This is a genomic window from Lysinibacillus macroides (genome assembly GCF_001281525.1).
GTDB lineage: Bacteria > Bacillota > Bacilli > Bacillales_A > Planococcaceae > Lysinibacillus > Lysinibacillus macroides.
Window position 1 is genome coordinate 1,498,923 of the sequence record NZ_LGCI01000005.1, and the last position, 25,048, is coordinate 1,523,970.

23 protein-coding genes, 1 pseudogene and 1 other annotated feature are annotated in these 25,048 nt (G+C 37.9%); of the genes and pseudogenes, 17 read left to right on the top strand and 7 right to left on the bottom strand.

All coding sequences use genetic code 11. The features are described 5' to 3' along the window. Positions 1-48 precede the first annotated feature (48 nt). Positions 49-450, bottom strand: coding sequence for a hypothetical protein (locus ADM90_RS10175; RefSeq protein ID WP_053994841.1), 402 nt, complete (start codon positions 448-450; stop codon positions 49-51). 301 nt (positions 451-751) lie between these two features. Between ADM90_RS10175 and ADM90_RS10180 the strand changes: the two are divergent. Then, positions 752-934: pseudogene (locus ADM90_RS10180) on the top strand (cupin domain-containing protein); the annotation flags it as partial. Between the two features lie 52 nt (positions 935-986). Here ADM90_RS10180 and ADM90_RS10185 read toward each other — a convergent pair. Continuing rightward, positions 987-2,162, bottom strand: coding sequence for an aminotransferase class I/II-fold pyridoxal phosphate-dependent enzyme (locus tag ADM90_RS10185; RefSeq protein WP_053994842.1), 1,176 nt, complete (start codon positions 2,160-2,162; stop codon positions 987-989). A gap of 332 nt (positions 2,163-2,494) precedes the next feature. Here ADM90_RS10185 and ADM90_RS10190 point away from each other — a divergent pair, with 332 nt between their 5' ends. Beyond that, positions 2,495-3,301: an AAA family ATPase gene (locus tag ADM90_RS10190; protein WP_053994843.1), complete on the top strand. Its 807-nt coding sequence runs from the start codon at positions 2,495-2,497 to the stop codon at positions 3,299-3,301. 145 nt (positions 3,302-3,446) lie between these two features. On the opposite strand, the gene ADM90_RS10195 is transcribed toward ADM90_RS10190, so the two are convergent. Beyond that, on the bottom strand, positions 3,447-4,241 hold the full coding sequence (locus tag ADM90_RS10195) for an enoyl-CoA hydratase/isomerase family protein (protein ID WP_053994844.1): 795 nt from the start codon (positions 4,239-4,241) through the stop codon (positions 3,447-3,449). A 295-nt stretch (positions 4,242-4,536) separates the two neighbouring features. Between ADM90_RS10195 and ADM90_RS10200 the strand changes: the two genes are divergently transcribed. Next, positions 4,537-5,412, top strand: a complete 876-nt coding sequence (locus ADM90_RS10200; protein WP_053994845.1) for a tyrosine-type recombinase/integrase — start codon at positions 4,537-4,539, stop codon at positions 5,410-5,412. 43 nt (positions 5,413-5,455) lie between these two features. Here ADM90_RS10200 and ADM90_RS10205 read toward each other — a convergent pair whose 3' ends face one another. The 3 genes from ADM90_RS10205 to ADM90_RS10215 form a co-directional block, all read right to left on the bottom strand. Further along, positions 5,456-6,310 (bottom strand): transglutaminase family protein, encoded by an 855-nt coding sequence (locus tag ADM90_RS10205; RefSeq protein ID WP_053994949.1) that lies wholly within the window; start codon positions 6,308-6,310, stop codon positions 5,456-5,458. Between the two features lie 61 nt (positions 6,311-6,371). Next, complete coding sequence (locus tag ADM90_RS10210; protein WP_083448506.1) at positions 6,372-7,337, bottom strand: alpha-E domain-containing protein; 966 nt, start codon at positions 7,335-7,337, stop codon at positions 6,372-6,374. Next, positions 7,291-8,781, bottom strand: a complete 1,491-nt coding sequence (locus tag ADM90_RS10215; RefSeq protein WP_053994846.1) for a circularly permuted type 2 ATP-grasp protein — start codon at positions 8,779-8,781, stop codon at positions 7,291-7,293. Before ADM90_RS10215 ends, ADM90_RS10210 begins: the two co-directional genes overlap by 47 nt. A gap of 78 nt (positions 8,782-8,859) precedes the next feature. Between ADM90_RS10215 and ADM90_RS10220 the strand changes: the two genes are divergently transcribed. Next, complete coding sequence (locus tag ADM90_RS10220) at positions 8,860-9,273, top strand: hypothetical protein (RefSeq protein ID WP_053994847.1); 414 nt, start codon at positions 8,860-8,862, stop codon at positions 9,271-9,273. Between the two features lie 467 nt (positions 9,274-9,740). On the opposite strand, the gene ADM90_RS10225 is transcribed toward ADM90_RS10220, so the two are convergent. Beyond that, the gene (locus ADM90_RS10225) at positions 9,741-9,962 is read right to left on the bottom strand and encodes a PF20097 family protein (RefSeq protein WP_053994848.1); all 222 of its coding nucleotides are present in this window, start codon (positions 9,960-9,962) and stop codon (positions 9,741-9,743) included. Between the two features lie 521 nt (positions 9,963-10,483). Between ADM90_RS10225 and ADM90_RS10230 the strand changes: the two genes are divergently transcribed. The 13 genes from ADM90_RS10230 (at position 10,484) to ADM90_RS10290 (ending at position 25,019) form a co-directional block, all read left to right on the top strand. Further along, entirely contained in the window at positions 10,484-11,437 is a 954-nt protein-coding gene (locus ADM90_RS10230; RefSeq protein WP_053994849.1) for a tyrosine recombinase XerC, read from the top strand. 117 nt (positions 11,438-11,554) lie between these two features. Then, positions 11,555-12,100, top strand: coding sequence for a sigma-70 family RNA polymerase sigma factor (locus ADM90_RS10235; RefSeq protein WP_053994850.1), 546 nt, complete (start codon positions 11,555-11,557; stop codon positions 12,098-12,100). Then, positions 12,069-13,415 carry a DUF4179 domain-containing protein gene (locus ADM90_RS10240; protein ID WP_053994851.1) on the top strand — a complete coding sequence of 449 codons (1,347 nt, stop codon included), beginning with the start codon at positions 12,069-12,071 and terminating at the stop codon, positions 13,413-13,415. The genes ADM90_RS10235 and ADM90_RS10240 overlap by 32 nt, the downstream gene beginning before the upstream one ends. 143 nt (positions 13,416-13,558) lie before the next feature. Then, positions 13,559-13,708, top strand: coding sequence for a hypothetical protein (locus ADM90_RS10245; RefSeq protein ID WP_053994852.1), 150 nt, complete (start codon positions 13,559-13,561; stop codon positions 13,706-13,708). A 122-nt stretch (positions 13,709-13,830) separates the two neighbouring features. Beyond that, positions 13,831-14,001 (top strand): hypothetical protein, encoded by a 171-nt coding sequence (locus ADM90_RS10250; protein ID WP_053994853.1) that lies wholly within the window; start codon positions 13,831-13,833, stop codon positions 13,999-14,001. A 319-nt stretch (positions 14,002-14,320) separates the two neighbouring features. Then, complete coding sequence (locus ADM90_RS10255) at positions 14,321-16,024, top strand: sensor domain-containing protein (protein ID WP_053994854.1); 1,704 nt, start codon at positions 14,321-14,323, stop codon at positions 16,022-16,024. Positions 16,025-16,061: 37 nt separating this feature from the next. Further along, positions 16,062-16,282, top strand: a binding site (T-box leader). Between the two features lie 49 nt (positions 16,283-16,331). Continuing rightward, entirely contained in the window at positions 16,332-17,768 is a 1,437-nt protein-coding gene (proS, locus tag ADM90_RS10260; RefSeq protein WP_053994855.1) for a proline--tRNA ligase, read from the top strand. A 273-nt stretch (positions 17,769-18,041) separates the two neighbouring features. Next, positions 18,042-18,917 carry an AraC family transcriptional regulator gene (locus ADM90_RS10265; RefSeq protein WP_053994856.1) on the top strand — a complete coding sequence of 292 codons (876 nt, stop codon included), beginning with the start codon at positions 18,042-18,044 and terminating at the stop codon, positions 18,915-18,917. 230 nt (positions 18,918-19,147) lie between these two features. Beyond that, on the top strand, positions 19,148-19,834 hold the full coding sequence (locus ADM90_RS10270) for a Dph6-related ATP pyrophosphatase (protein WP_053994857.1): 687 nt from the start codon (positions 19,148-19,150) through the stop codon (positions 19,832-19,834). Positions 19,835-19,992: 158 nt separating this feature from the next. Continuing rightward, entirely contained in the window at positions 19,993-20,316 is a 324-nt protein-coding gene (locus tag ADM90_RS10275; RefSeq protein WP_053994858.1) for an ArsR/SmtB family transcription factor, read from the top strand. Next, positions 20,316-20,726: an SRPBCC family protein gene (locus ADM90_RS10280; RefSeq protein WP_053994859.1), complete on the top strand. Its 411-nt coding sequence runs from the start codon at positions 20,316-20,318 to the stop codon at positions 20,724-20,726. Before ADM90_RS10275 ends, ADM90_RS10280 begins: the two co-directional genes overlap by 1 nt. Before the next feature lie 71 nt (positions 20,727-20,797). Further along, positions 20,798-23,968, top strand: a complete 3,171-nt coding sequence (locus tag ADM90_RS10285; protein ID WP_053994860.1) for an ATP-binding cassette domain-containing protein — start codon at positions 20,798-20,800, stop codon at positions 23,966-23,968. Positions 23,969-24,074: 106 nt separating this feature from the next. Further along, positions 24,075-25,019 carry a nucleoside hydrolase gene (locus ADM90_RS10290; RefSeq protein ID WP_053994861.1) on the top strand — a complete coding sequence of 315 codons (945 nt, stop codon included), beginning with the start codon at positions 24,075-24,077 and terminating at the stop codon, positions 25,017-25,019. Positions 25,020-25,048: the final 29 nt, after the last annotated feature.

The following is a 25,048-nucleotide window of genomic DNA, read 5'->3' on the forward strand; positions in this document are numbered from 1 at the left end:
TTATGTTATTTTATTATAGATGAGCACCCAGTAGCGAAAGAAGATTAATTATTGTTCAATTACAATTTCTCTTGCAGAGCATTGTGGTATTGCTGGTTGATTGCACTTGCTAAGATTAGCTTTTAATGTAACTGTTGTCTTTATGTCCTCAAAACGAACAGTTTCTTCGTTTTCATTATAAATTTTAGTGTTCTCTTTCGAAAAAACCCACATTTGTTCCGCCCTTTCATTTCCCATTTCTGTTAAATCTAATAATACTCCTTTATTCTCACTATCTACTTCGGTAACAATCCCTGCAATATCATAGTTTTTATTCGTTACATCATTCTCGGTTGCTTCATTTTGTGTTGTAATATTATCATTGTTATTTTCGATTCCACTGCTTTGTTGGCAACCAAATAAACCAATTGATAAAAACAGAAAAGACAAAATTAAGCTAATTTTTTTCAATATCATCACTCCCTCATAAGATTTGACGAACATTTTTACTATCTGTTACAAAAATTATGTTTAACTTGTTCCATTATCCTGCACTATTAGCTTAAGTACATTCTTCATAATCAAACAGCTATATGAACTTAAATATTCATTTTTAATTGGAAGCCTTATTCCATTAAATAGCCCGTTTGTTGAATAAAAAAATCCTGCATATCAACACAGGATGTTTAATCAAACTTTAATATAAATTATCAATCTTTGTTTTAAATAATCGAACTTTTTTTAAGTGATTAAACTTTTTTATAAAACTACAATTGAATTCCTAGATGGTGAAGTGCGTTTAGGTGCAGGTGAAATGTTTGTTGTACCACGCAATGTGGAGCATAAACCTTACGCTGCTTCAGAATGTAAAATTATGCTTGTAGAACCTAGCGGTGTAGTAAATACTGGTGAAGAAAGAACAGCACAGACAGCAGAAAATGATGTCTGGCTTTAAAAATCATAACAAAACCCTTCTAGCCTGCAACGTTAGAAGGGTTTTTGTCTGATTAAGGTTGTGGTATTAATTGCACTTGCGCTAAGCGTTCGATTGCCTCTTGCAGCACCTCTTTTGGTTGTACTAATGCTAAGCGTAAATACCCTTGTCCCGCAGTACCAAATACGGTTCCAGGAACTGTGACAACGCCAGCTCGCTCAATCAATTGAAAGGCTAGTTCTGTACAGTCAATATCATACGGATATTTCGCCCAGACAAACATACCTCCCTCTGACGGAGCTGCTTCCCAGCCTAATGCTTGTAAGCCGTTCATAAGCGTTTTATGGCGCTCTGAAAAGGTTGCACGGAGATGGTCAGTCACTTCCTCCGCATGATCAAGTGCGACAATCGCTGCCTCCTGAATCGGCTCAAAAATCCCAAAGTCTAAATTAGATTTGAGTTGCTTTAACACAGCAATCATCTCCGCATTACCTGCGATATAGGCAATTCGTGTTCCAGCAAGACTAAAGCTTTTTGAGAGGGAGTTAATTTCTAAGCCAACTTCTTTCGCACCTGGTGCAGCAAGGAAGCTAATTGGCTGATCTCCTGTAAAATAAAACTCAGAGTAGGCTGCATCATGCAACACCATAATATTGTATTTTTTGGCAAAGGCAATCACCTTTTCAAAATAGGCGAAAGACGGCATAGCAGGTACTGGATTGCCTGGTAAGTTTAAAATTAATAGTTTTGCTTGATAGGCAATTTCCTCAGGCACCGCGTCTAAGTCAGGTAAATAATCGTTAGCCGCTGTTAGGGGCATATAGTAAGGTGTTGCTCCTGCTAAATGAATGCCTGCATCATAGGCAACATAAGCGGGATTGGTAGAGAGTACAATATCGCCAGGGTCACAGAAGGCAATTGGTAAATGAACTAAGCCCTCCTGTGAGCCCATTGTTTGAATAATTTCCGAAGCGGGGTCTAAGTCAACATGGCTACGGCGCTTGTAGTAGCGGCTAACAGCTTCATAGAATCGCTGTGTACCTGTGAGCGTATAGCCATAAGATGCTGCTAGGCTTGCTCGGTGGGATAGATGCTCACGAATTTTCGCATGTGGGGGAATATCAGGGCTGCCTAAGCTTAAATCAATCATATGCATCCCCTTTGCTTGCTGCTGTTTCGCAAAGTTTTTTAAATCTCCGAAAATTGCTGGTGTAAATAATGACATTTTTTTAGATGGTATGATTTTCAAAACACGTACACTCCTTATTGTTCTATGAGGATTCCTATCAAAGAATAGTAGTTCACATTTTATCATACGAAAGCGTAGAAAGGGCAAGATATTCTGAAAAAAGAAAATATTTATTTAATAAAGAAAATGGTTGCATAGGCTAGCGAATTTTACGGTAGAGAAACCTAGTTTTTTAGGAGTGGACTTTCCGAAATAGCTAAACTTGTATTATACTAAATAGGAAAATTTCTTCATTGGGGGAGCTTGATGAGAACCGAGCAAGAGATATTTGACTTGATCTTAACAATTACACAGCAAGATACATCCATTTTTAAGAGAGGAGGAGAGTGCTGTTGAAAGTATATTCATTAAGTGGACCAAGCGGCACAGGCAAAAGTACCAGCGCGCTTGCCTTTGCGCATAAATTAGATGTCGAAGCCATTATCGATGATGGTTTACTGATTGTTAATGGTACAAGAGTAGCTGGTGTGTCAGCAAAGTTTGAAAAAAATACAATTACGGCTGTACGACGTGCTATTTTTACAGATGAAGTGCATCGGGAGGCTGTGAAGAAAGCGTTAGCTAGCTATCAGGTTCAGTCGATTTTAATTATTGGTACATCAAATAAAATGACCAATAGTATTGCAAAGCAGCTAGCATTAGGACCTATTGAGCAGTATTATGATGTGGGGGATGTTCGTTCCTCTAAGGATATTCAAAAGGCACGCTTTATTCGTCAAACACAGGGGAAGCATGTAATGCCTATCCCATATCGCCAAGTCGAGCAAAATTTTTTTAAGCGCTTAGTGCAAAAGGGTATAGAAATTTTTAGTCCTAAACGTGAGAAAATTGGTGAAACAACGATTGTGCGTCCTGATTTTCAGCGGGAATATATTGAAATTGGCAAGCAGGTATACGTTCAGCTACTAACCTATTGCTGTCGTAAGCAGACCATTGTACAGAAGGTGGAGCAGGTGCAATTTATACTAGGCGAGCAGGTGCAAGCAATTGTGACGATACAGCTTAAGCTACCCATTGATTATCCATTAAAAGAACGCTTGCATGCCTTGCAACAAGCGGTCCAACAGGAGTTTTATCAGCACTTTGGCTATGAATTAGATGCAATTCATCTTCATGTCAAAACAGCTAAAAAACCATAAAAACAGGTACTCCACTCGCCAAATAAGCGAAGAGAGTACCTGTTTTTTTATCCTTCACATGGTTAGTCATGTGATCATAATAGCTCGAATTCTTTATCCCAATTTATATTGCCATTATTCTACGCCTCATATCGAAGCTTTTCAATTATTTTGGCTGACGCGTAAATTGGGGTTGACGCTTTTCAACAAAGGCACGGCAGCCCTCAGCAAAATCACTGCCAACAAAAGGAGTAGATTCTTGCCATAACACGGGTGCACTATCGAGGCATTCCTGCACAGATTGTTTCACAGCTAGCAACGATTCTGGCGACATGCCCGCAACCAGCTTGCCCATGCGAATCATATATTTATTTAAGTCTTTTTCTGCCACTAAGTAGTTAAGCAATCCTAGCTTAAAGGCTTCCTCAGCTTTAAACATGCGTCCTGTAAAGACTAAATCCTTTGTGGTAGCGGGACCAACTAGCTGCACTAAGCGCTTGGCAAATTGATTATTTAATGTAATGCCTAATTTGCCAACGGGAATACCGAGCTTGGCTTTATCAGAGCCAATGCGAATATCACATGCTAAAGCGAGCTCTAGGCCTGCGCCCATCGCAGGTCCATTAATCACGCCAATCGTTGGCAGGGGAAGACGCTCAATCGTAGAAATGGTTTTTTCCATATGAAGAAACGCCTCCTCTGCTTTGTCGAGAGAAATGGCATTAAATTCTTTAATATCGGAGCCTGCTGTGAAGTTTTCACCTGAGCCGCGTAAAATTAATACTTTATTTTTAGGATTTTCTAATACTTGCTGAGCGATCTTTGCTAATTCATCCCACATATTTGCGGTTAATGCGTTTTTTGCCTGCGGGCGGTGAATGGTAATAATCGCTAGTCCAGCGGTTTCTTGATAAATAATTTTTGCATCTTCTGCTTCCAGTCGAGTTGTCCTTACTTGCATATCGGCAAAGCCTCCTATAGGTTTCGTTCATTTACTTATTATATAACACAAACAATAAAAAACGCGAAATTATCTGAATTCTACAAGGAAGCGGCATTTCTGAGTGAAAGCATGTCGCAAATATAAGAAATTGCTATAGGAACATAAGTTTCTTATTGCTGTGAGGGCATCCTAATAAAGAAATAGTTAAAAACAGATTATCCGACATTACTATTTAATTAAATAAATAGAACATACGCACCAAAAATATAGTAAACTATAAATAATTTACGCATAATAAGCAAGGAGAGATTCTATGGTCACATTAAAGGAAGCATGGAATAGCTATTTATTATTGCTGCAATCATTGAAAAAAAGCGCTGCCACAAAAAAGCAGTACAACATGGATGGGCAGCAATTTTTAACATTTGCTTATGAGAAAAACTACTTATATGTAGATCAGCACTTCAAAGATTTATTAGTCCTCTATTGTAACTATCTCAAGGAAACATACAGCAATATCAATACATTTAATCATAAAATCGCGACGCTTAGAGGCTTTATAGACTTTATTTTTTTACGTGAATGGTTGGAGCCTTTTGATTATCAGCATATTTTACAGCCGAAAAAACGGCAAAAAGAGGCACTTCAATTACTAACAAATAAACAGATTATGCAAATTTCTAATGTTTGGCCAACCTATTTTCAATATGCTAAAACAGCAGAACATGCGTGGCTGGCACGGCGCAATGGCTGTATTGTCCAGATGCTAATGGAAACGGGATGTAAGCCGGCAGAGCTTGTGCGCATGAAATGGACACATTTTAACTATGACGAATCATCCCTCTATATTGCCAATCGAAATGGACGGCGGGCCATCAAGCTATCTGCGTTATTAATGGATATGCTGGCACATTATCAAAAGGAAACAAAGACGTTACACCAGCAAGAGGTGGGGGAATGGGTGTGGGTTAGCGAGGCAAGTCAGACAAAGCCGATTACGACCAAAACCGTGGAGCGCATTTTTCAAACCATCTCTCAGGAAATCGGGAAAAATGTCAGGGCAACAGATTTGCGCTATACCGTTATGCAGAGGGCATTTCAGCAGGAAAAAACATTGGAGCATATTCAGCAGGAGATGGGCTATGTGCGTAAATGGGTGCTAACTGAAAGACAGCAACGTTTTGAATAAAAATGTGCAGCAACTGCATTTTCGCCATTGCTGCACATTTTTGTTATAAATGATTTAATGCTTTAACGCTTACCTTTACCGTTAAATCATGCTTACCACCTGTATAAACACCTTCTACGGGGCTTATATCACTATAATCACGGCCAATGCATAAAATAATATGGTTTTCTAATACTTCCACGTTATTTGTCGGGTCAAGACCAATCCAGCCAATACCAGGTATCATGACTTCCACCCAGGCATGTGTCGCAATATCACCGATAAGCCCTGAATTTTCATCCACATATAAATAACCACTAACATAGCGTGCTGGAATCCCTTTTGCGCGCAGTACAGCCAGCATGACATGCGTAAAATCCTGACAAACGCCTCGCTTTAATGCAAATGCTTCGCTAGCAGTTGTTGTGACATCTGTTGCGGCTGGATCATAATCAAAGCTAGCATATAAATATTGCATTAAATTCAACGAAAACAGCACAGGATTTTCAGCATGACCGATCGCATGATAAACCTCCTCTAATTGCCGCTCTGACATAAATGTAAAATGAGTTTGCTTTAAATAAGGTAAATAATGCTCATAAAATAGCTGTGAGTGAAAGATAATCTGCATTTCAGGTGAATATTGGATACGCTGAATAAATGGTGCACGCTGAATACTAACAATAGAGGATGTATCAATCTCTAATGTTTGATGCTGCTCTGGAATATAAAAAGAACCAACTGTATTGCCCCAAATATCCGTATGCTCACGGGTAAGGGAGGAAGGCGTAATCGCAATTCGATAGGATAATAATCGCTGACGCTCATCACTGCGCGGCTTTAAACGAATGGTATTTAAGCTTTGATCGACTTCAGACTCATATTGAAAAATATTTGTATGCTGAATTTCAAATTTCATCGTGTCCGCTTCCTTTTGCTTACTGACTTGCTTGTTGACAGGGAGCTGTGGTGGATTCCCTTCAAGGTTGTAGGTTGGGTTCATATAAATGATAGATTGTTGAAAATGCATCACCAAAGGCAATGCATTGCCCCAATCGTTCCTCCATAATGATAATAGCTTCATGAATATCCAGTTGTTCAAAATTAATCAAGTTCATTGTAGAAGCAAAGCGCTTTATCATTGCATGCAGCGTTAAAAATCTTACAGATGAAGTATCTTGCTCAATGGCTATGATAGCTTCTTCAATTTTTTGAAGACAAAACATGACTGAACATGGAAAATGCTCATCCTGTACTAAATAGCGCATAACCGCTACTAAGTTCGTTTGACGATATTTACGCAGGAATGATTCCCTCGCTGCGGCAAGATCCAATAAAAAGGTGCCATCCTCCTCCGCAAGAGATATAGCTGATTCTTTATGTTGCGCTAAAATAGTAACGATCATTCGAATGATTTTTTCTGCTCGTTCAAGCCATTTGCCAATCTGCATAAAATAAAAGGGGAGATCGCGATCCATCGTGCCTTCAATTAGTCCAGTTGCTTTTAATAAAGTTTTTCGTATATCCTGTAAAAAGGCTTGAAGCTCAATAAGTGGAATGGGGCGCTTTCTTGTCAATAAGGCCTGCTGCTTTGTTAAATAAAAAGCATTTTGTATTTCCCATAGCTCTGCTGGCATACTATCTCGTGTTACACGTGCATTTTCCCGCACAGCACGCAATGTCGTATGAAGTGCATTTCCATTTTTTGTTGAAAATAGCAGATAATCAATTAATGGATTAACACGTAGAGCTGTGTAATTCGATAAATATTCCTGTTTAGAAGCACAAATATTTAAGATAGCCTCCCAATGATCAAGATAATCATGCTCTTTTCCCGATTGCTCCAGCATATTCAACAGCTGTACCTGTAATATATGTGCATTTGTTTGTGTACGTTCACTATACCGTGCCATCCAGTATAGTGCGTCCGCTACTCGACTTAGCATGCTGCACATCCTCCTTTAGTATCCAAGTATCCTTAGCGCCGCCACCTTGCGATGAATTGACAATCAATGATCCTTCCTGTAATGCCACGCGCGATAAACCACCAGGTAATACATAGCAGTCATCACTTTTTATCACATACACACGTAAATCAACATGGCAAGGATAAAAGCGTCCTTGCTGAAACGCAGGTGCTCGTGATAGCTTGATCGTTGGCTGTGCAATATATTGCAGGGGCTGTGCTACTATTTTTTGTTTAAATAGAGCAATTTCTTCCTCGCTTGCATGTGGGCCAATCAGCATATCATAGCCCCCAGAGGCACCGACATTTTTAATAACGAGCTCCTGTAAATGCTCCAGCACCCATGCACGCTGACGCTCATCTCCTAAATGATAGGTTTTTACATTCGGTAAAATAGGCTCCTCCTGCAAATAGTAACGAATCATCTCAGGTACATAGGCATACATCGCCTTATCATCCGCCACACCATTACCCACAGCATTTAAAATGGCCACATTTCCTGCTTGATACGCTGCCATTAAAGAGGGAACGCCCAATAAGGAATCCTCTCGAAATACAATAGGGTCTAAAAAATCATCATCAATCCGGCGATAAATAATATCGATTTGCTGCAAGCCATAAATTGTTTTCATATAAACTTTTAAATCTTTCACTACTAAATCGCGCCCCTCAACGAGCTGAATATTTAAGTGTTGGGCTAAAAACACGTGATCATAATAAGCTGAGTTATACATACCTGCTGTTAGTAACACAGCTTTTGGCTCTCGCTCTGCTGGCATAGAGGGGGAGCGATGGGCTAGCAATGCTTTTTGCATATAAACGATGTGCTTATCGAGGGAGCGTATCGTATGCTTGGAGAAAAATTCAGGATATACCTCTTTCATGACATGACGATTTTGAAAAACATAGGAAATACCAGAAGGGTTACGTAAATTATCCTCTAATACATGATAATTACCATGCTCATCGCGAATTAAATCAATCCCCGCTAAAAAGATATGATTAGCAATTGGAACCTTCAGCCCTTTCATTGTTAGCGCATAATAAGGATTATTTTCAACAAGCTGTCTTGGAATATGTCCATCTCGAATAATTGCTTGAGCCCCGTAAATATCCTGTAAAAATAAATTTAAAGCCTTGACACGCTGTTTTACACCAGCCTCAATGGTTGCCCATTGTACATGTGGAATAATAATGGGCACACAATCAAAGGGCATTGTGCGCTCTGTTCCATCCTGCGCACCGTATACTGTAAAGGTAATTCCTTGTGTAAGAAAACTTGTCTGTGCCTGGCGATATTTTTCTTCAAGCTGCTCCTGAGAAAACATGGCTAGCTTGCGATAAAATGAACGATAATGCGGCTTGGGCTGAGTACCTTCAAACATTTCATCAAAGAATAAGCTGGAGTCATAGAAATTGATCATAATAGCATCGCCTCCGAATTTAAGTAGTGGTGAAAACATGTTACACTGTGAATAAATAGATAAAAGGAGCTAATAGTTATGACACTGATTAACTTAATGCAAGCCTATGAAATAGATAAGCTATCCAAACTACAGTTAGCAGATGAGGAAATTTTACAAGCTTTACGAGCAGGGGATATATCAGCTTGGCAGCAACAAGTGCCAAACTATGAATTTCAAGAAACAATGGCACTCTATCAGGAAGGGGAACAAAAATTCTTAGCTGCCTTACATGGCCATTATCAAATCAAATATGTAACATTGCCAGGCATCCAACGTTTATTACAACTACGCTTTCAATTAGAGGCAGGCAAGGATTACGAACTAGAAGAAACCGGTATCCAGCATTTAACATGTAATAGTGAAACAATCGACAAGCTTCAGCAAATGCTCTCCAGCAATTGGTCACTCACAAAGCAAGCAGATGGTACATACGCTATATTTGTAAAATAATGTAACATTCGTTATGAGAAGAATCGACATAGGTAGTTATCCATCTTCTGCTTTTTCAAATCGTTTCACAGCGCAAAAAGTCTCTACTACATGTTAATATTCATAACCAATGAATTTTATACCTGCTATTGCAAAAGTCCTCTTTACTGACAGAGGATTTTTTTATTTTTATACAGAACATTTGTTCTTTGTGTCCAAAAAGGGCATTTTTATTAAAATCAAAATACAAAAAAGTATGTGACACTGTTCCACATGCTTTGATAGCTAAATTTCTGATCATTTTTTACCCATTCATGTTGATGAACATAATTTTTTGTATGGCAGTCTATCCTTTACATCTATTCTATATTCTTTACCATGGATTATAAAAAACGTTCCCAAATTTATATTTGGGAACGTTTTTTATAGTAAAGAAAATACAAAAGCTCCATTTTGAAAAAGGATTAATCAAAATGAAGCTTTTCATTTTAGCTAAGATTATGAGGTTCATCTACAAACATCCCTAAAATATAACCACAATCTTGGCAATAGTATGAACTTATTTTAGAATTCTTTCTTTGGTGAGAATTAAGTGGTGCGTTTGTTTTAAATGATTCTTCAGGAAACATATGAAGTGGAGCATGAGCAGCTCGAATAATTCCCTTACGAATATCCTTATTATTACACTGTGGACATATCTTCAATTCCATAGTAACCCCTCCATAAGCTTTTTCTATATTCTATCTATTATAAACTTTTTCAGGTCTCCCTGTTTAAGCACTTCAGGAATAAACATATCTATTAATAAAAGCATGCGGCTTAAATAAAACAAAACAGCTAGCTTATAGTTCACTTGTCATTTCATACTTTTTTATAATTTCTAAACCATTATAAAGTTCTATTTCTGCTGTAGTTGAATCATAACTCAATTTGTACATACTTTTCACTCCTGTTGTCTTAAGATTTTCCCATTTACTAAAACATGTTGAAGCTCAGGGTATTGATATAAAGCTCGCTCTAAATCAATTAATGTTAAATATCGTATCTTTATAGTATGTTCTTTTTCTAAATGATGTAAATAATCAATTTGGTCACTAGTTAACTCTAATTATATCTCTTACATTGAAATATCCATTTCCTTTCATAGCCTAGGTAAAATTAAATGATCTACTCTAAATACAATTTGGGAACGTTTTTTATGATAAAATAGAAAGCAACCAGAGGTGATTTTATGCAAAAAACAAAACTACCAAAAATCATAAAGGACTTTCTTATTTATTTAACAACCATTAAAGGCAAATCACAGCGCACAAGAAAAGAATATGAATATGATTTACTATTATTTTTCCGCTTCTACAAGGCTGTGCAGGAGGATGTAGCTGCTGATCACTTAGCAGCCATTGATATTGCTAGTATTTCCATTGATGATATTCGTGAGATTACATTAGAGGACCTCTATTTATTTATGGAATATTGTGAGGTACAGCGTGGCAATTCGGCTGCGACAAGGGCACGCAAAGTTGCCACCTTAAAATCCTTCTTTAAATACATAAAGGGGAAGCGTCGGCTAATCGAGGAAAATCCAGCAGATGAATTAGAAACACCAAAAATTGGACGCAAAAGACCAATCTATCTAAATATGCAGGAGGCAACACAATTTATGGATGGTCTACAGGCTTCTCCACGCAATTACTGCATCATGATGTTTTTCTTAAATCTAGGAATCCGTGTCACAGAGCTTTGCCAGCTGAATAAGTCTTCCATTCAAGGGCGTTATTTAACAGTCGTTGGAAAGGGCAATAAGGAGCGCACCGTTTATTTAAATGATAGCTGTATACAGGCTCTGGAAGATTATGAAAACAGCGGTAAAACAACCTATAAGGGGGAGGGCGAGGAGCCGCTTTTTGTCTCACAAAAGGGCACACGACTTACGCGCCAAACCGTTGCAAGAATTGTAAAACGCATTAATCAGCAATCAGGGTTACAAAAGGAGCGCTTAACACCACATAAGCTGCGCCATACCTCCGCCACAATGATGTATAAGGCAGGCGCTGATATTCGTAGCCTGCAACATATTTTAGGGCATTCCAGTGTCGCAACCACCCAAATTTACACCCATATCGAGGACGAACAGCTGCAACAGGTACTCGACAACAATCCATTTAATACTGCTCACAAAAAATAAGAAGAAATAGGGTCATCGGCTTGATTTTTAGCCAATGACCCTAAAATTTTTCCCTAATAAAAAAATTGAAACTTTTTGGCTGAGTACCGTCTCTAATGAACGAGAGGAGGTTGGAGCATGAACGAAAGAAAACTAGTAAAAAAGGCGATAAAGGGCAACAAAGAAGCGTTTGAAAAACTTCTCGTTCTACATAGCAATCAATTGTATCGCACTGCCTTTTTATATGTAGGAAATCGTGAAGATGCATTAGATATTGTACAAGAAGCCGCTTATAAAGGGCTTTTAGCAATAGGTCAGTTAAGAAATGAGGAATTTTTCTTAACATGGCTCACAAAAATTTTAATGCATTGTGCTTTTGATGTCATAAAAAAGAAGAAACAAGAAATGCCCATTGAAAAAATAATGGAGCTTTCATCTGAAAAATTAGAAAAAAGAGATACACATTTAGATTTAGTAGAGGTGATCCATCAATTAAAAGCCTCTTATCGGGATGCTATTATTCTATTTTATTTTCATGATTTGCCGATTAGTGAGGTAGCCAAAATAATGAATATTCCTGAAAATACAGTGAAAACATACCTTTATCGTGGCAAGGGACAGTTAAAAAAACTACTAAGGGGGGATGGTTACAATGGAGAAGAAACCGTTTCAAGTAGAATATGAAAAGATTGAAGTACCGCAGGAGGAGGTTTTACAGGCTATACAGACTGGTATTAATCGAGCAACGGCTACAAAAAGTGTAAAAAAACGTTTAAAACCTTATCTACTAGCAGCAACAGCAGCACTTTTTATTACAGCGAGCTTTATCTCTCCATCTTTATCATACGTCATGGCTGAAGTACCTTTTATCGGCAAGGTATATGAAAATATGAATGATTTAGTCGGCAGAAATTTAGCCTCACAACAATTAATTACCGAATTAAATGAAACAGCCAGCAATCAGGGCATTGATATTAGCATTAAAAGTGCCTATTATGATGGCGCAGTGATGGGCGTTACTTTTTATATCACTGGTGATGCTCAAACAGAAGCTGATGGCAGATTGAAGGGCTTTTATGAACTATTTGATGGGAAGGAAGAGATAGCAGATAGTAAAGAACTGGTCTATTTAGATCCTACTGAGGATGGCTATGTAGGTCATATTCGATTATATTATCCAAAAACGGAGCTACCGCCTAACACAACTTTTCCACTTGAATTTAAGCGTATAGGCACAAAAGAGGGTGCTTGGAAGTTTGATGTGCCGATTCAGCAATTACCGTATAAAACCATTCAGCTTCAGCAAAAAAGCAGTGCTATAGATACAGGTGTAAGCGTGTTGTTTGATGCCATTATACAAGGACAGGCATCCACTGCGATTAATTATACAGCTACCTTTCCCCGTGAAGGAAAGCATGATCAAGTAAGATTAGAAATTTTTGATGATAAAGGAAGACAACTCCCATTATTAGCAGATGGTATTGATTTAGAAACGTCTAAGGATCAGCATTCTATAACCGTTAAAGGAAGAACGATCATACCACAGCCCCTAGCAGAAGTAACAAGCTATTTAACAATCTCTCCAAAAGTAGCTGTCTATGAAAAGGATCGGTTTATCACATTAGAACAACCAACGCCGATTCATATTGACTCTGCTCGACAAAAGCTAGGTATAACAGTAGAAAAGATAACATTAAAGGACGAAAAATTGACGATTGATTTCCACTTCAATAGTGAACATAAAGATTTTATACTGTTTGAAAACTTTGCTCGAAACAATGTCGAACTTGTTGAAGAATCTGAAGAAGAAGTGTACAAGAAGCCGATCAAACATACCACAAAAGCGATAGATAAAGATAACTTACGCTTTCGGAGTACATTTAATATTGGGACAGTGCATGATTTTAGTACAGATACCTATGTTCTAAGGGTCAATTTCAATGCACTACATGCAAATATACCTGTTGAATTGGATGCAGTAAAAGCTGATTTGAATTAAACAGCAGGGAATTTGGCTTTCACGCAAAAAGCCAAATTCCCTTTTTTTAAAAAAGAATACTTGACGGATAAAATAATCTGTTATATATTAAATAAAAATAATAACAACTGTTATAAAACAGTTTCTTTAGAGGAGGAATTTATATGTCAAAGTATCGTGAAGGCTATGAATTTTATTGTGAAATGTGTGAGCGCTATGGATTAGAACCAATTTCTTTCCGCTATTATGTATTACAGCTATCACAGCAGCAGCTTTCTGCTTATAATATGCAAGCAAAACAATTAGGAATTTAAAGGGATGTGATTATGACGGAAGCCGACGTGAATATTTTATAAACAGCCCAGCCATACTAAATAACATGGACTGGGCTTCTGCAATTTTAGTATACTCGTACCGCTGAAAGGAAGTTATAAATATGGCAGATTATCGAGAAGGTTATGAATATTATCGACAAGCTTGTGAAAAGCATGGTTTGGAACCTATTAATTTTCACTATTACATTTTAAATTTATCGCAAGAGCAATTAGATGCTTATAATCATTATGCCAAAACATCAGGAGGTTCAATCGAATATGAGGTCTCTTAGCCTGTAAAATGCCTTGCTGTTTACCTAGGACAGTAAGGTATTTTTTACTGTCATTTAAAAAAACAAATTATCCATTATGGTAAAAAAGTAATTCATGTAGAAAGATATAGAAAGATTTAGAAATCCTATTATTTGTTTTTTTGTTAAAATATATAAAACGTAACCTTAAATGTTTTTGATATTTGGGTTGAATTAACTGCTTTTCTAGGACTATAATATAGTTACATAAAAAAGGGGCGCTATACCACAACTTTATACCTCGCTGTAAGATAAAGCAAAAGTACCAAACCCTTCATATTTTAATGAATGGAGAATGAAAATGATGAATATCACGCCTAGTAGTATGAATCAAATCAACTATAGTTTAAAAGAATTACAGGATATCTTTTCTGCTATGAATAGTTCCATTATTGTTGCTATTACGGATCGCAAAGGAAAAATCACATTTGTGAATGATCATTTTTGTAAAATTTCGAAATATTCACGCGAAGAATTAGTAGGGCAGGATCACCGTTTACTAAACTCAGGCTTTCATCCTAAATCTTTCTTTCGAGAGATGTGGAAAACAATTGGTAATGGAAAGATGTGGAATGGTGAGGTGTGTAACCGTGCAAAAGACGGCAGCCTTTATTGGGTAAAGACAACTATTTTCCCTTTCCTTGATGAAAAAGGGAAGCCATATCAATATATTGCGATACGTGTGGATATTACAGCACAAAAGGATATAAAGAAAATTACACATATTGCCTATCATGATGAATTAACAGGACTACCAAATCGTCGTAAATTAGAACAGCGTTTAGAAAATGAATTTCATCAATCTCGGCGTACAGGAGAGAAGTTTGCGCTATTTTTCATTGATGTGAATCGTTTCAAACACATTAACGATGGGCTTGGTCATATTATTGGTGATATGTTTTTAGTAGAAATGGCCAATCGTTTACACAGTATTGATTATACATCCAACTCATTCTATCGCCATAATAGTGATGAATTTGTGATGATTTTAAATGATGTCGATCGCATTGATGAAATGGCAAAGGAAATTATTAATGCTTTTAATGAGAGCTTTATCATTGATAACTATGAGTTTTATGCAAGCATTAGTATCGGTATTAGTGTATTCCCTGATCATGCAAGCTCCATTGAAGAATTATTAAAGAACGCAGATATTGCGATGTATGCCGCAAAAACGAAACGTGGCAATCAATATCGTTTATATCGTGATAATATGGAAGAAGCAAACGATAAATGGCTTTTATTAGAAACGAAATTACATCAGGCCTTAAAAAAGGATAGTTTAGCATTACATTACCAACCTAAAATTGATTTAAAAACAGATACAATTGTTGGTATGGAAGCATTGCTACGCTGGTATGATCCAGAATTAGGACATGTTCCACCAGACCGTTTTATTCCATTTGCAGAGGAATGTGGGCTTATCAATGATATTGGGGTATGGGTGCTACGCAAGGCATGTGCGCAAGCTCGTTTTTGGAATCAAGAGTATAGCCTAAGCTTACGCGTCGCTGTTAATATTTCGCCTATCCATATTAGTACACACGGCTTTGTCGATATGGTTCGTAAAATAATTACAGAAACAGCCATTGATCCACATTTATTAGAAATTGAAATTACAGAGATGAGTATGCTTGATTATACAGAGGAATTAATTAATACCATTAAGCAATTACGAGCACTAGGTATTACCATTTCATTAGATGATTTTGGCACAGGCTATTCATCGTTAAATTATTTAAAAAAATTCCCTGTGGATGTGCTGAAAATCGATCGTGCTTTTGTACGTGATATTGTACCTGAAAAATCAGGTATCGCGATGATTTCAGCGATGATTTCCTTAGCCCATGCCTTAAATCTACAAGTTGTAGCTGAAGGGGTTGAGGAGGAGGCAGAATTAAAGGTTTTACGAGAGCATGGCTGTGAATATGTACAAGGCTATTATTTCAGTAAACCTTTGTCTGTAGAGGATTTTACTAATTTAATTAAACAATCCAGTTTTTAATTGCTATTAGAGAGCTGTTTTGCTACAGTTAGATCAAATATAATTGATGATGTGGCCAAGTAAGGAAGAATTGTGAAACAGAAAATATAGCAGTTGCTGAAAGCTATATCACCGCTTCTTCACTGAACACCTACCACGGAGATGTTATGCAAACATAACCGAGTCGTTTTCGTTATCAAACGTGAGAGGGTTTTAAGTTTTGATTTAAAGCTAAATCAAGGTGGTACCACGTCGATCCAGCACAAAGACGTCCTTATAACGAGGGCAGCTTTGTGCTTTTTTATTTTATAGAAATGGAGGAATGCATATGTCAAAGCAACTAGAGGATTTTTCAAAATGGTATATCGAAACCATTCAAAAGGCAGATTTAATGGACTATACACCTGTTCGTGGCTGTATTGCCTTTAAGCCAGATGGCTATGAAATTTGGGAGCATATTCAGGAGGAAATGGATCGTCGCTTTAAAGAAACAGGACATCGTAATGCCTATTTCCCAATGCTTATTCCTGAATCCTTCTTTCAAAAGGAAAAGGATCATATCGAAGGGTTCTCGCCAGAGCTTCCTTGGGTGACAGAGGCAGCAGGTGAACCATTAGAGGAACGCCTAGCACTTCGTCCAACCTCTGAAACAATGATTGGCCATCTTTACTCGAATTGGATCAAAAGCTATCGTGACCTACCTGTTCTTATTAATCAATGGGCAAATGTCTTCCGCTGGGAAAAGAAAACACTGCCATTTATTCGAACATCTGAATTTCTATGGCAGGAGGGGCATACCGCTCATGTAGACGAAGAGGATGCGCGCCAAGAAACAATGCAAATGCTGGAAATTTATAAAGAGGTTGTGGAGCAAGTATTAGCCATTCCTGTCTATGATGGACAAAAAACACCTTCTGAGCGTTTCGCAGGTGCTGTTGATACGTATTCCATTGAGGCCATGATGAAAAATGGCAAGGCTGTGCAAGCCGGTACCTCGCATTATTTAGGCACTAAATTTGCAGAAGCCTTTAATATCAAGTATTTAACAAAAGCAAATAAGCATGACTATGTACACACAACCTCTTGGGGAACTTCCACTCGCTTAATTGGCTCTGTCATTATGGTGCATGGTGATGAGCAAGGGCTTGTCCTACCACCACGTATTGCACCAACACAGGTTGTATTAATTCCTGTCGGGCCGTGGAAAAAGAATCCTCAAATTATAGAGCAACTGGATGAGATTTTTGGGGCGCTTAAGGCGAAGGGTATTCGTGTATGTCTCGATGATTCAGACCAATCACCAGGCTTTAAATTTAATGAGTGGGAGCTCAAAGGTGTGCCATTGCGTGTAGAATTAGGGCCTCGTGATCTCGACAATAACCAGGCACAACTAAAGGCACGTGATGAGGCGGATAAACAAGCCATTGAGCTAGCCAATATTGTTACAGCCATTGAGCAAGAGTTAACAACAATGCAAACGCGCTTACTAGAAAAAGCACGTCAATTCCGCGAGGCCAATGCTTATACACATATTGAATCCCTAGCACAGCTTCAGCAGCATATTAAAGCAGCCAAAGAGAATAGCACAATTCCAGGCTGGGTGCTTGCTGGATGGTGTGGCGAGAATGCCTGTGAGGAACAAGTAAAAGAAGAAACGAAATATACCTCTCGTAATATTCCATTCAATCCACCAATAACAAAACCAACCTGTATTGGCTGTGGCTATAAAGCCAAGCATACAGTTTGGTTTGCCCAAGCCTATTAATGAACCTAAGCCGATTTCTTTTTTAGAAATCGGCTTGTTCGTAAAAATTGTGCAAATGGTAATGGGTCATTATTATAATGGCTGAATGGCTAGGAATGAGGTTGCTGATGATAAATCTTCATCGCTATTTAACATCGTAGGTGACGAATATAGAAATGCTATGACCTGCTGTTAAAGTGCCTATAAAAGCGAATTCCGATATAATCCGTCTATAAAATATCGAGTGAAAAATAAATTTTGCCGATAATATGTATTTGTAAAGGAGGGAAATGAATGTTACAAGAATTCAATAATTTAATGAACTACATTGAAATCCATTTGACGGAAGAAATCTCTGGAAAAGATATAGCAAAAATTGTAGGGCTATCAGATTATCATTTTAAAAGGATGTTTTCATATATGGCTGGAATGTCCTTGAATGAGTATATCAAAAATAGAAGATTATCCGTTGCAAATGCTGAATTAATTAACGGAGCAAAAGTGACAGATATTGCCTATAAATATGGCTATCAATCTATAGAAGGTTTTTCAAGAGCCTTTCGTGAATGGAGTGGCTTTTTACCTTCAGAAGTAGCTAAAAACAAAATTCAAAAATCATTTCCCAAATTTTCATTCTTTATCGATATAAGAGGAGGAATATCAATGGAATTCAAAATTGAGAGGAAAGAGAAATTTAATATAGTCGGTGTATCGAAAAGAGTACCAATTCAATTCGAAGGTGAAAATAATGCTATCTTAGAACTAGCCCAATCAATTACTGAACAACAAAGAAATGAAATGCATCAATTGGCTGATTTATATCCTCATCAGGTCTTGAATGTATCTTATGATTTTGATGATGGTTTCTTAGAAGAAAAAGGATACTTAACGCATATGATTGGTTTTGCCACAACAAAAGAAAATACATTTGATGATTTAGAGCAACTTTCCATTGCAGAAAGTTTATGGGCAATTTTCCCTAACAAAGGACCATTTCCTGTTACGCTTCAAGAAACTACCGCTAAAATTTATTCTGAATGGTTGCCTTCGTCAGGCTATGAAGTAGTGGATATACCTGGAATTTCTTTTACAGAGTACAATAGTACTTCGGAAAATGTATATAGCGAAATTTGGATGCCAGTAAAAAAAATAGCTAGCAATAAACAATAACTCAAATAAATTTACTTAAATATTCTTCGGCAAACACGCCCATTCGTTGAAGGTTTTATCGTCTATTTGATAAAGCTAGACCGTCAACAAAAACAAATTAGAAAATGATTTTCAGTGGAGTCCATCTTTAGGCAAAAAAACAATATTGCTTTAAGCGATTATCCAAGGATTACCCAATTTCTCAAGCAGGAAACAAGCAGCGTTTACGATAGCAAAAGGAGATGATCATCATGTCACAATCTGTCAATTGGAAAAACAATGCACAAGGTCAGCGATTTATTGCCTCCTTTAGTGGGGGCAAGGACAGCGTGCTAGCATTATACAAAGCAAGAAAAGTCGGGCATGCACTAGGCTTGATTGTAATGCTGGAGGAGGAAGGCAAACGTTCCCGATCGCATGGTATGCCTCCTGCACTAATACTGGCACAAGCACAGGCGATTGGGCTGCCTGTTTATACGGCTGCTGCGAGCTGGGCGGATTATGAGCATGTATTTATCCAACTTTTAGCAGAGGCCAAGCAGCAAGGAGCAGAGGTATTAGTGACAGGGGATTTAGATATGCCTATTCACAATTGCTGGCATGATAAGGTCACAAAGCTGGCTGGTTTACAGTTAGCTATGCCATTATGGGAAATGGATCATCGTGATGCTGTGCAGGAGTTTATTGATTTAGGCTTTGTTACCATGGTGGTGACCGTTAATTTATCACTTGGTATGACAGAAGAAGATTTAGGGCGTGTGCTTACCCATGAGTATATAAAGGAGCTTGAAGCACGTGGGATTGACCCTTGCGGAGAAGGAGGGGAATTTCATACAACCGTGCTGGATGGACCACTTTTTCAACAGCCTATCACTGTTCGTCAATGCCCTATTCACAAAGATGGTGAATATGTTTTTTTACCGCTGGAATTAGCCTAAAGGTTATCAATTAATTACGTATTAAAACGTTATGGAAAAGGGAAAGACTTCTTCATAACGTTTTTTTATGGAAAAAATAAAGGAGATGTTGACTAGACACTAAATGGTGTCATATAATTAGGACACCTTTTAGTGTCCAATTAGAAAGGGTGGTGGTTGTGAGCCATAATAATCAAGAGCGTGATGTTTATGTAGCCATTGCTGACCCAACAAGACGTCAATTATTGCGTTTATTAGCAGAGGCAGAGGAATTACCACTTCATGAATTAACCGCTCATTTTCACATGGGGCGCACTGCTGTATCCAAACATTTAACTATTTTAAAGGATGCTGGTCTTGTGCTTGCAAGAAAGGATGGCAGGGAAACGAAATATCGTTTACATGCTGCTCCATTACAAGAGGTTCAGGATTGGGTCGCATTTTATGAAAGCTTTTGGAAGCAACGAATGGGTCAATTACAACGTTTATTGGAGGAAAACTAATGAAACCAGATGTATCAGTTGATTATCAATTTACAAGTTCGATCAAACAAGTCTGGCATGCCTTAACAGATTCGGATATGCTCGCAAAATGGATATGGAGCAATGATTTTCAGCCAGTTGTAGGTCACAAGTTCCAATTCCGTGCAGAGCCAAATGAATGGTGGGACGGCATTGTCCAATGTGAGGTGCTGGAAATTGATGAGCCTCATAAAATATCGTACACTTGGGCAAGTGCTGGTGAAACAACAACCGTTACATGGACACTCACACAAAATGAGGATGGTACTACCCAGCTACGCCTCGACCAATCTGGCTTTAGTGAAGAGACAAAAGCACGTCAAGGAGCAATTGAAGGGGCTAAATATTCCTGGATAACAATGGGTGAACAGCTTCAAAAGGTATTAGCATAGTGAAAAAGAACGCAATTCCTTACATAGAATTGTGTTCTTTCCATTTTTATTGACAGAGAAAGGACCATACCATGAAAATTAACCAACTAATTGCCAACAATATTTATCGCCTAAATGTGACATTACCCGAGAATCAATCACTCGGTATTGCTGGGTTATCTGGCTCAGGGAAAACAACATTTTGTCAAACAATTGGAGAAGAATCAAAGAAACGCCTTGTATCGTTATTGCCAAAGGCTGAATATCAATATTTATTTCCAGCTATTATGGAAACCAATTTTAGTGCCATTCAAATGGAGGATATGCCCTTAGTGCTGTTTTTAGGGAAATCATCTATTTCCACTAATCCACGTTCAACAATTGGCACACATACAGGTGTTTTTAAAGAAATACGTCTGCACATGGCAGAGGAATTTCAGCTATCGCCAGAGGTTTTTTCCTTTAACAATGTACTTGGCTGGTGTCCTGCCTGTAAGGGACGTGGCACAACGAAAAATATACAGTGTAAAAAGTGCGAAGGGAAGCGCTACAATCCTGAGGTAGAGCAGCATATTATAACATTACAAGGTCAGCCCTATAACATTTCAGCTATTCATGAGTTAAGTGTTGAAACCATCTATGCATTAGCAGAGGAATTAAAAATTAGCGAAGAGAAACAGCATATTTTGCGCAATATTATGGAAATGAATATTGGTTACCTAACATTAAATCGCATTATGGGAACATTATCAGGTGGAGAATTAACAAGACTTTACCTAGCAGAGTTTATGGCAACAAGTGAAGATACGGTCATTATTGTGGATGAAATTTCTGTTGGTCTTGACCACGATACATTGCTAAAGATTTTACAACAAATTCAACAATTAAGCACAAAAAATCAAATTTGGTTGATTGATCATTCCGATACGGTGCTTGATACGGCTGATCAGCCTGTATTCTTTGGGCCAGGCAGTGGGAAATACGGTGGAAAAATTGTTGAACAATCACCAAGACCTCAGCCCATTTATTGTAAGCGCAATGAGGCAGCCCCTACAGCCTATTATCAATTTCACGATTTATATTGCCGTAATATTGAAATTGATCATATCGAAATTCCGCAAAATCGTCTTGTAACCTTTACGGGTGAATCTGGCTGTGGAAAATCAACACTTGTCAATGAATGTATGGCAAAGGATTTTAGCAAGCGCTACCCACAGGATAAGCTCGTGATGGTTGGACAAGACCGCAACCAGTCGATTACAAGCCGCTCCACCGTTGCCACATTTTTAGATATTAAAAAGAAGCTGACAAAATATAGCGAGGATATTGAGGATATTTTCCAGCGCTCCATTGAGGATATTATTGATGAGCTACCAGCAGCAGATATAGCTCATAAGCGTTTAAGTCTATTAATTAAGCTTGGGCTGGGCTATTTAACGCTCGAACGAAAAACACAATCTCTATCAACAGGGGAATTCCAATGTGTGCACTTAGTATCAGAGCTATTTGCCAATACGAAGCATCCACATACACTGTTTATTTTTGATGAGCCTTCAAAAGGATTATCGCAAAATATTTTAAATCAATTTATTGATAGCATCCGTACTATTTTACAAGATGAAGCCATTTCCATACTGATGATTGAGCATAATGCCTATATGCTGGAAAGCTCTGATTTTATTGTTGACTTTGGTAAAAGACAGCAGGAGCCAGTTCAGCATCTCCATGTTGTCAGTCATCATGACTATTTCCAACCATCAAATAACAAAGAGCATGCTACACCATTGCAAATTACCTCAACATTGGCAGTGAAAAACGGTATTGCCTACCAAGAAGATGACCCTATCAGCTACTTTAAACAGGCTGAAAATATTTATAAGGGCGGCATTTTAAAGAGTCTATCATCTATGGCACGCCTCATTTATGGGGAGTATGAATCGAATAAAATTGCGCCTGTTGTGGCGATTGATCTTGAAAGACATTTATATAGCCAGTATAGCTTCCTATATGAAATGGGCGGGCTAATTAATCATATTGTTGCTGCACATCCAACAAATAAAGATACACGAAGCTTTGACTTTTTCCGTCAAGAAAATCATTGTCCGAGCTGTTCAGGTCGCCTAGAAATTGAAAAATTCGATATGGATATTGTTATACAAAATAAAGACGTACCCTTTTGGGATGGCTTATTACATCCTGATATTATGGAAGTGCTACAATACTATCAGCATGCAAAATTAGCCTTTTTATTTGAGGAAATGAAACGTGAGCTTGGTCAAGATTTAACGAAAAGCTACAATGATATGACAGAGGATGAAAAGCATACATTTTTATATGGCTATTGGGACAAGCCGTTTTATGATAAAGCCACAAAATCATCGAAGAAATGGGAAGGCTTTAATTTCATTATCGGACGTTATATTGTCATCTCCAAATCAGCTATTAAACAGCAAATTAAAGATTCAAAAGAGAAGCTACCTTGTCCAATCTGTCATGGCACTGTGCTTAACCATCAAAGAAAATTGCTGTTTGGCCATACAGATATTCGTGAAATCATTCATCTCCCAATTGATAAGGTGATCAATATCGTTGGCAAACTACCCGTGCTTGATAGGCTAAAGGCAATTGTCGGTGGGGAGATGTCCTTGCTACAAGATGTGTCCCTGCTGCCACGAGCCACACAAGTATCCTTAAAAATGCTCGAATTGGAACTAGCAAGCTTTGTAGGCTATGAAATTGTGCTGCAAAATGCTTTACCGTTCTGGGATACAATCAAAGACAATATCGAAACGGTTAGCCATAGAAATCTTGTGACAATCTGTGATTTTGCTACTATTTACGAAACAAGAGAGGCTATAATCGACCAATATTTCACAAATGGCAAATATAAAAAGCTCACATATGTCTATGAAGCATTTGGCTATAAAAAAATCGTTACACAAATAAATAAAGTAAAAGCAAGTCATCCATGTCCATTCTGTAAAGGGAAAAAGGTTATCGCAGAGGACGGCTTGCATGATGGGGTTCAGAAATTATCCATTCCTTGTGTTAGCTGTGGCGCAAGTGGTATCAATGAGGAAGGGCTAAAGGAAAGCATTGAAGGCATCAATGTTCAGATATGGCTAACAGGTACTGTTCGTGATGTCATCGCAGAGAGCTTATATACAGAGGATGCCGCCAATATTCCTATTTTTAGTCGTATTCGAGAGTTAAATAAACAACAGATGATGGCGATTTATCACTGCCTTGAGCAGCATCGCTAACAACAATGCTCATTTGCCATCACAATTGGCAAATGAGTTTTTTTCTTTATATAGAGTATCATCTTACAAGCTTTCACCGTACTATAAGGGAAAGGAGAGGATATTATTGGGAAAAAAGGTGCTGTTATTTGGAGATATTGGTATTGACGATACAGTAGCCTTAATCTATGCATGGCTGAATCAAGAGATTGAAATTGTAGGGTTAGTGGCAGATTACGGCAATGTATCGAGGGATGATGCTGTAGCCAATATTTATTATGTGATGAAGCTCTTTGATTTTCCACAAGAGATTCCCGTTATTTTAGGGGCAGAGGTGCCCTTAACAGGAGAGCAGCCTATTTTTTATCCAGAAATCCATGGCGAGCGTGGACTTGGACCTATTATCCCAACCAATGATCATGATATACAAATTGAAAACTTTCTTGAAATCGTTAACATTATTAAGCGCTATCAAGATGAGCTAGTAATTGTCAATATTGGTCGTTTAACCTCACTGGCAATTATGTTTATTCTGTACAATGATTTAATGAAACATATCAAGGAATATTATATTATGGGTGGTGCTTTTTGGGTTCCTGGCAATGTTACAACCGTTGCAGAGGCGAATTTTCATGGTGACCCTTTTGCAGTCAATATTGTTCTGACATATGCCAATAATGTAACAATTATTCCATTGAATGCGACGCAAAAGGCGATTGTCACACCCGGTATGGTGAATTATATTGATTCTTTTGGCAAAGCAAAAATTTTCAAGCCTTTAATGGACTACTATACAAACTTTTATCGAGAGCGTGATCCATCCTTACTAGGTAGCCCTGTGCATGATGCCGCAACACTTATAGCGACGATTCATCCTGAAATGTTTATCTTCGAATCCTATCCTGTAATGGTTGTTGATAAGCTGGAAGGGCCTGCGCGAGGGCAAAGCATTGCTGAAACAAGGCATTATGAAAATGAAAAAAATGGTGCGAAAGTGCACCGTATTGCCTTTGACCTTCATTATGAACAATTTTTTCATCACTTTTTAGCAGTGATGACAGGGCATCACTGAATAGCCATTTATTCCGTATTAATAAATAG

Excerpts from the sequence above, each read along its gene's own strand:
- ADM90_RS10195 (WP_053994844.1), bottom strand. The coding sequence starts at position 4,241 with ATGCAAGTAAGGACAACTCGACTGGAAGCAGAAGATGCAAAAATTATT.
- ADM90_RS10200 (WP_053994845.1), top strand. The coding sequence starts at position 4,537 with ATGGTCACATTAAAGGAAGCATGGAATAGCTATTTATTATTGCTGCAA.
- ADM90_RS10205 (WP_053994949.1), bottom strand. The coding sequence starts at position 6,310 with ATGAAATTTGAAATTCAGCATACAAATATTTTTCAATATGAGTCTGAA.
- ADM90_RS10210 (WP_083448506.1), bottom strand. The coding sequence starts at position 7,337 with ATGCTAAGTCGAGTAGCGGACGCACTATACTGGATGGCACGGTATAGT.
- ADM90_RS10215 (WP_053994846.1), bottom strand. The coding sequence starts at position 8,781 with ATGATCAATTTCTATGACTCCAGCTTATTCTTTGATGAAATGTTTGAA.
- ADM90_RS10220 (WP_053994847.1), top strand. The coding sequence starts at position 8,860 with ATGACACTGATTAACTTAATGCAAGCCTATGAAATAGATAAGCTATCC.
- ADM90_RS10225 (WP_053994848.1), bottom strand. The coding sequence starts at position 9,962 with ATGGAATTGAAGATATGTCCACAGTGTAATAATAAGGATATTCGTAAG.
- ADM90_RS10230 (WP_053994849.1), top strand. The coding sequence starts at position 10,484 with ATGCAAAAAACAAAACTACCAAAAATCATAAAGGACTTTCTTATTTAT.
- ADM90_RS10235 (WP_053994850.1), top strand. The coding sequence starts at position 11,555 with ATGAACGAAAGAAAACTAGTAAAAAAGGCGATAAAGGGCAACAAAGAA.
- ADM90_RS10240 (WP_053994851.1), top strand. The coding sequence starts at position 12,069 with ATGGAGAAGAAACCGTTTCAAGTAGAATATGAAAAGATTGAAGTACCG.
- ADM90_RS10245 (WP_053994852.1), top strand. The coding sequence starts at position 13,559 with ATGTCAAAGTATCGTGAAGGCTATGAATTTTATTGTGAAATGTGTGAG.
- ADM90_RS10250 (WP_053994853.1), top strand. The coding sequence starts at position 13,831 with ATGGCAGATTATCGAGAAGGTTATGAATATTATCGACAAGCTTGTGAA.
- ADM90_RS10255 (WP_053994854.1), top strand. The coding sequence starts at position 14,321 with ATGATGAATATCACGCCTAGTAGTATGAATCAAATCAACTATAGTTTA.
- proS (WP_053994855.1), top strand. The coding sequence starts at position 16,332 with ATGTCAAAGCAACTAGAGGATTTTTCAAAATGGTATATCGAAACCATT.
- ADM90_RS10265 (WP_053994856.1), top strand. The coding sequence starts at position 18,042 with ATGTTACAAGAATTCAATAATTTAATGAACTACATTGAAATCCATTTG.
- ADM90_RS10270 (WP_053994857.1), top strand. The coding sequence starts at position 19,148 with ATGTCACAATCTGTCAATTGGAAAAACAATGCACAAGGTCAGCGATTT.
- ADM90_RS10280 (WP_053994859.1), top strand. The coding sequence starts at position 20,316 with ATGAAACCAGATGTATCAGTTGATTATCAATTTACAAGTTCGATCAAA.
- ADM90_RS10285 (WP_053994860.1), top strand. The coding sequence starts at position 20,798 with ATGAAAATTAACCAACTAATTGCCAACAATATTTATCGCCTAAATGTG.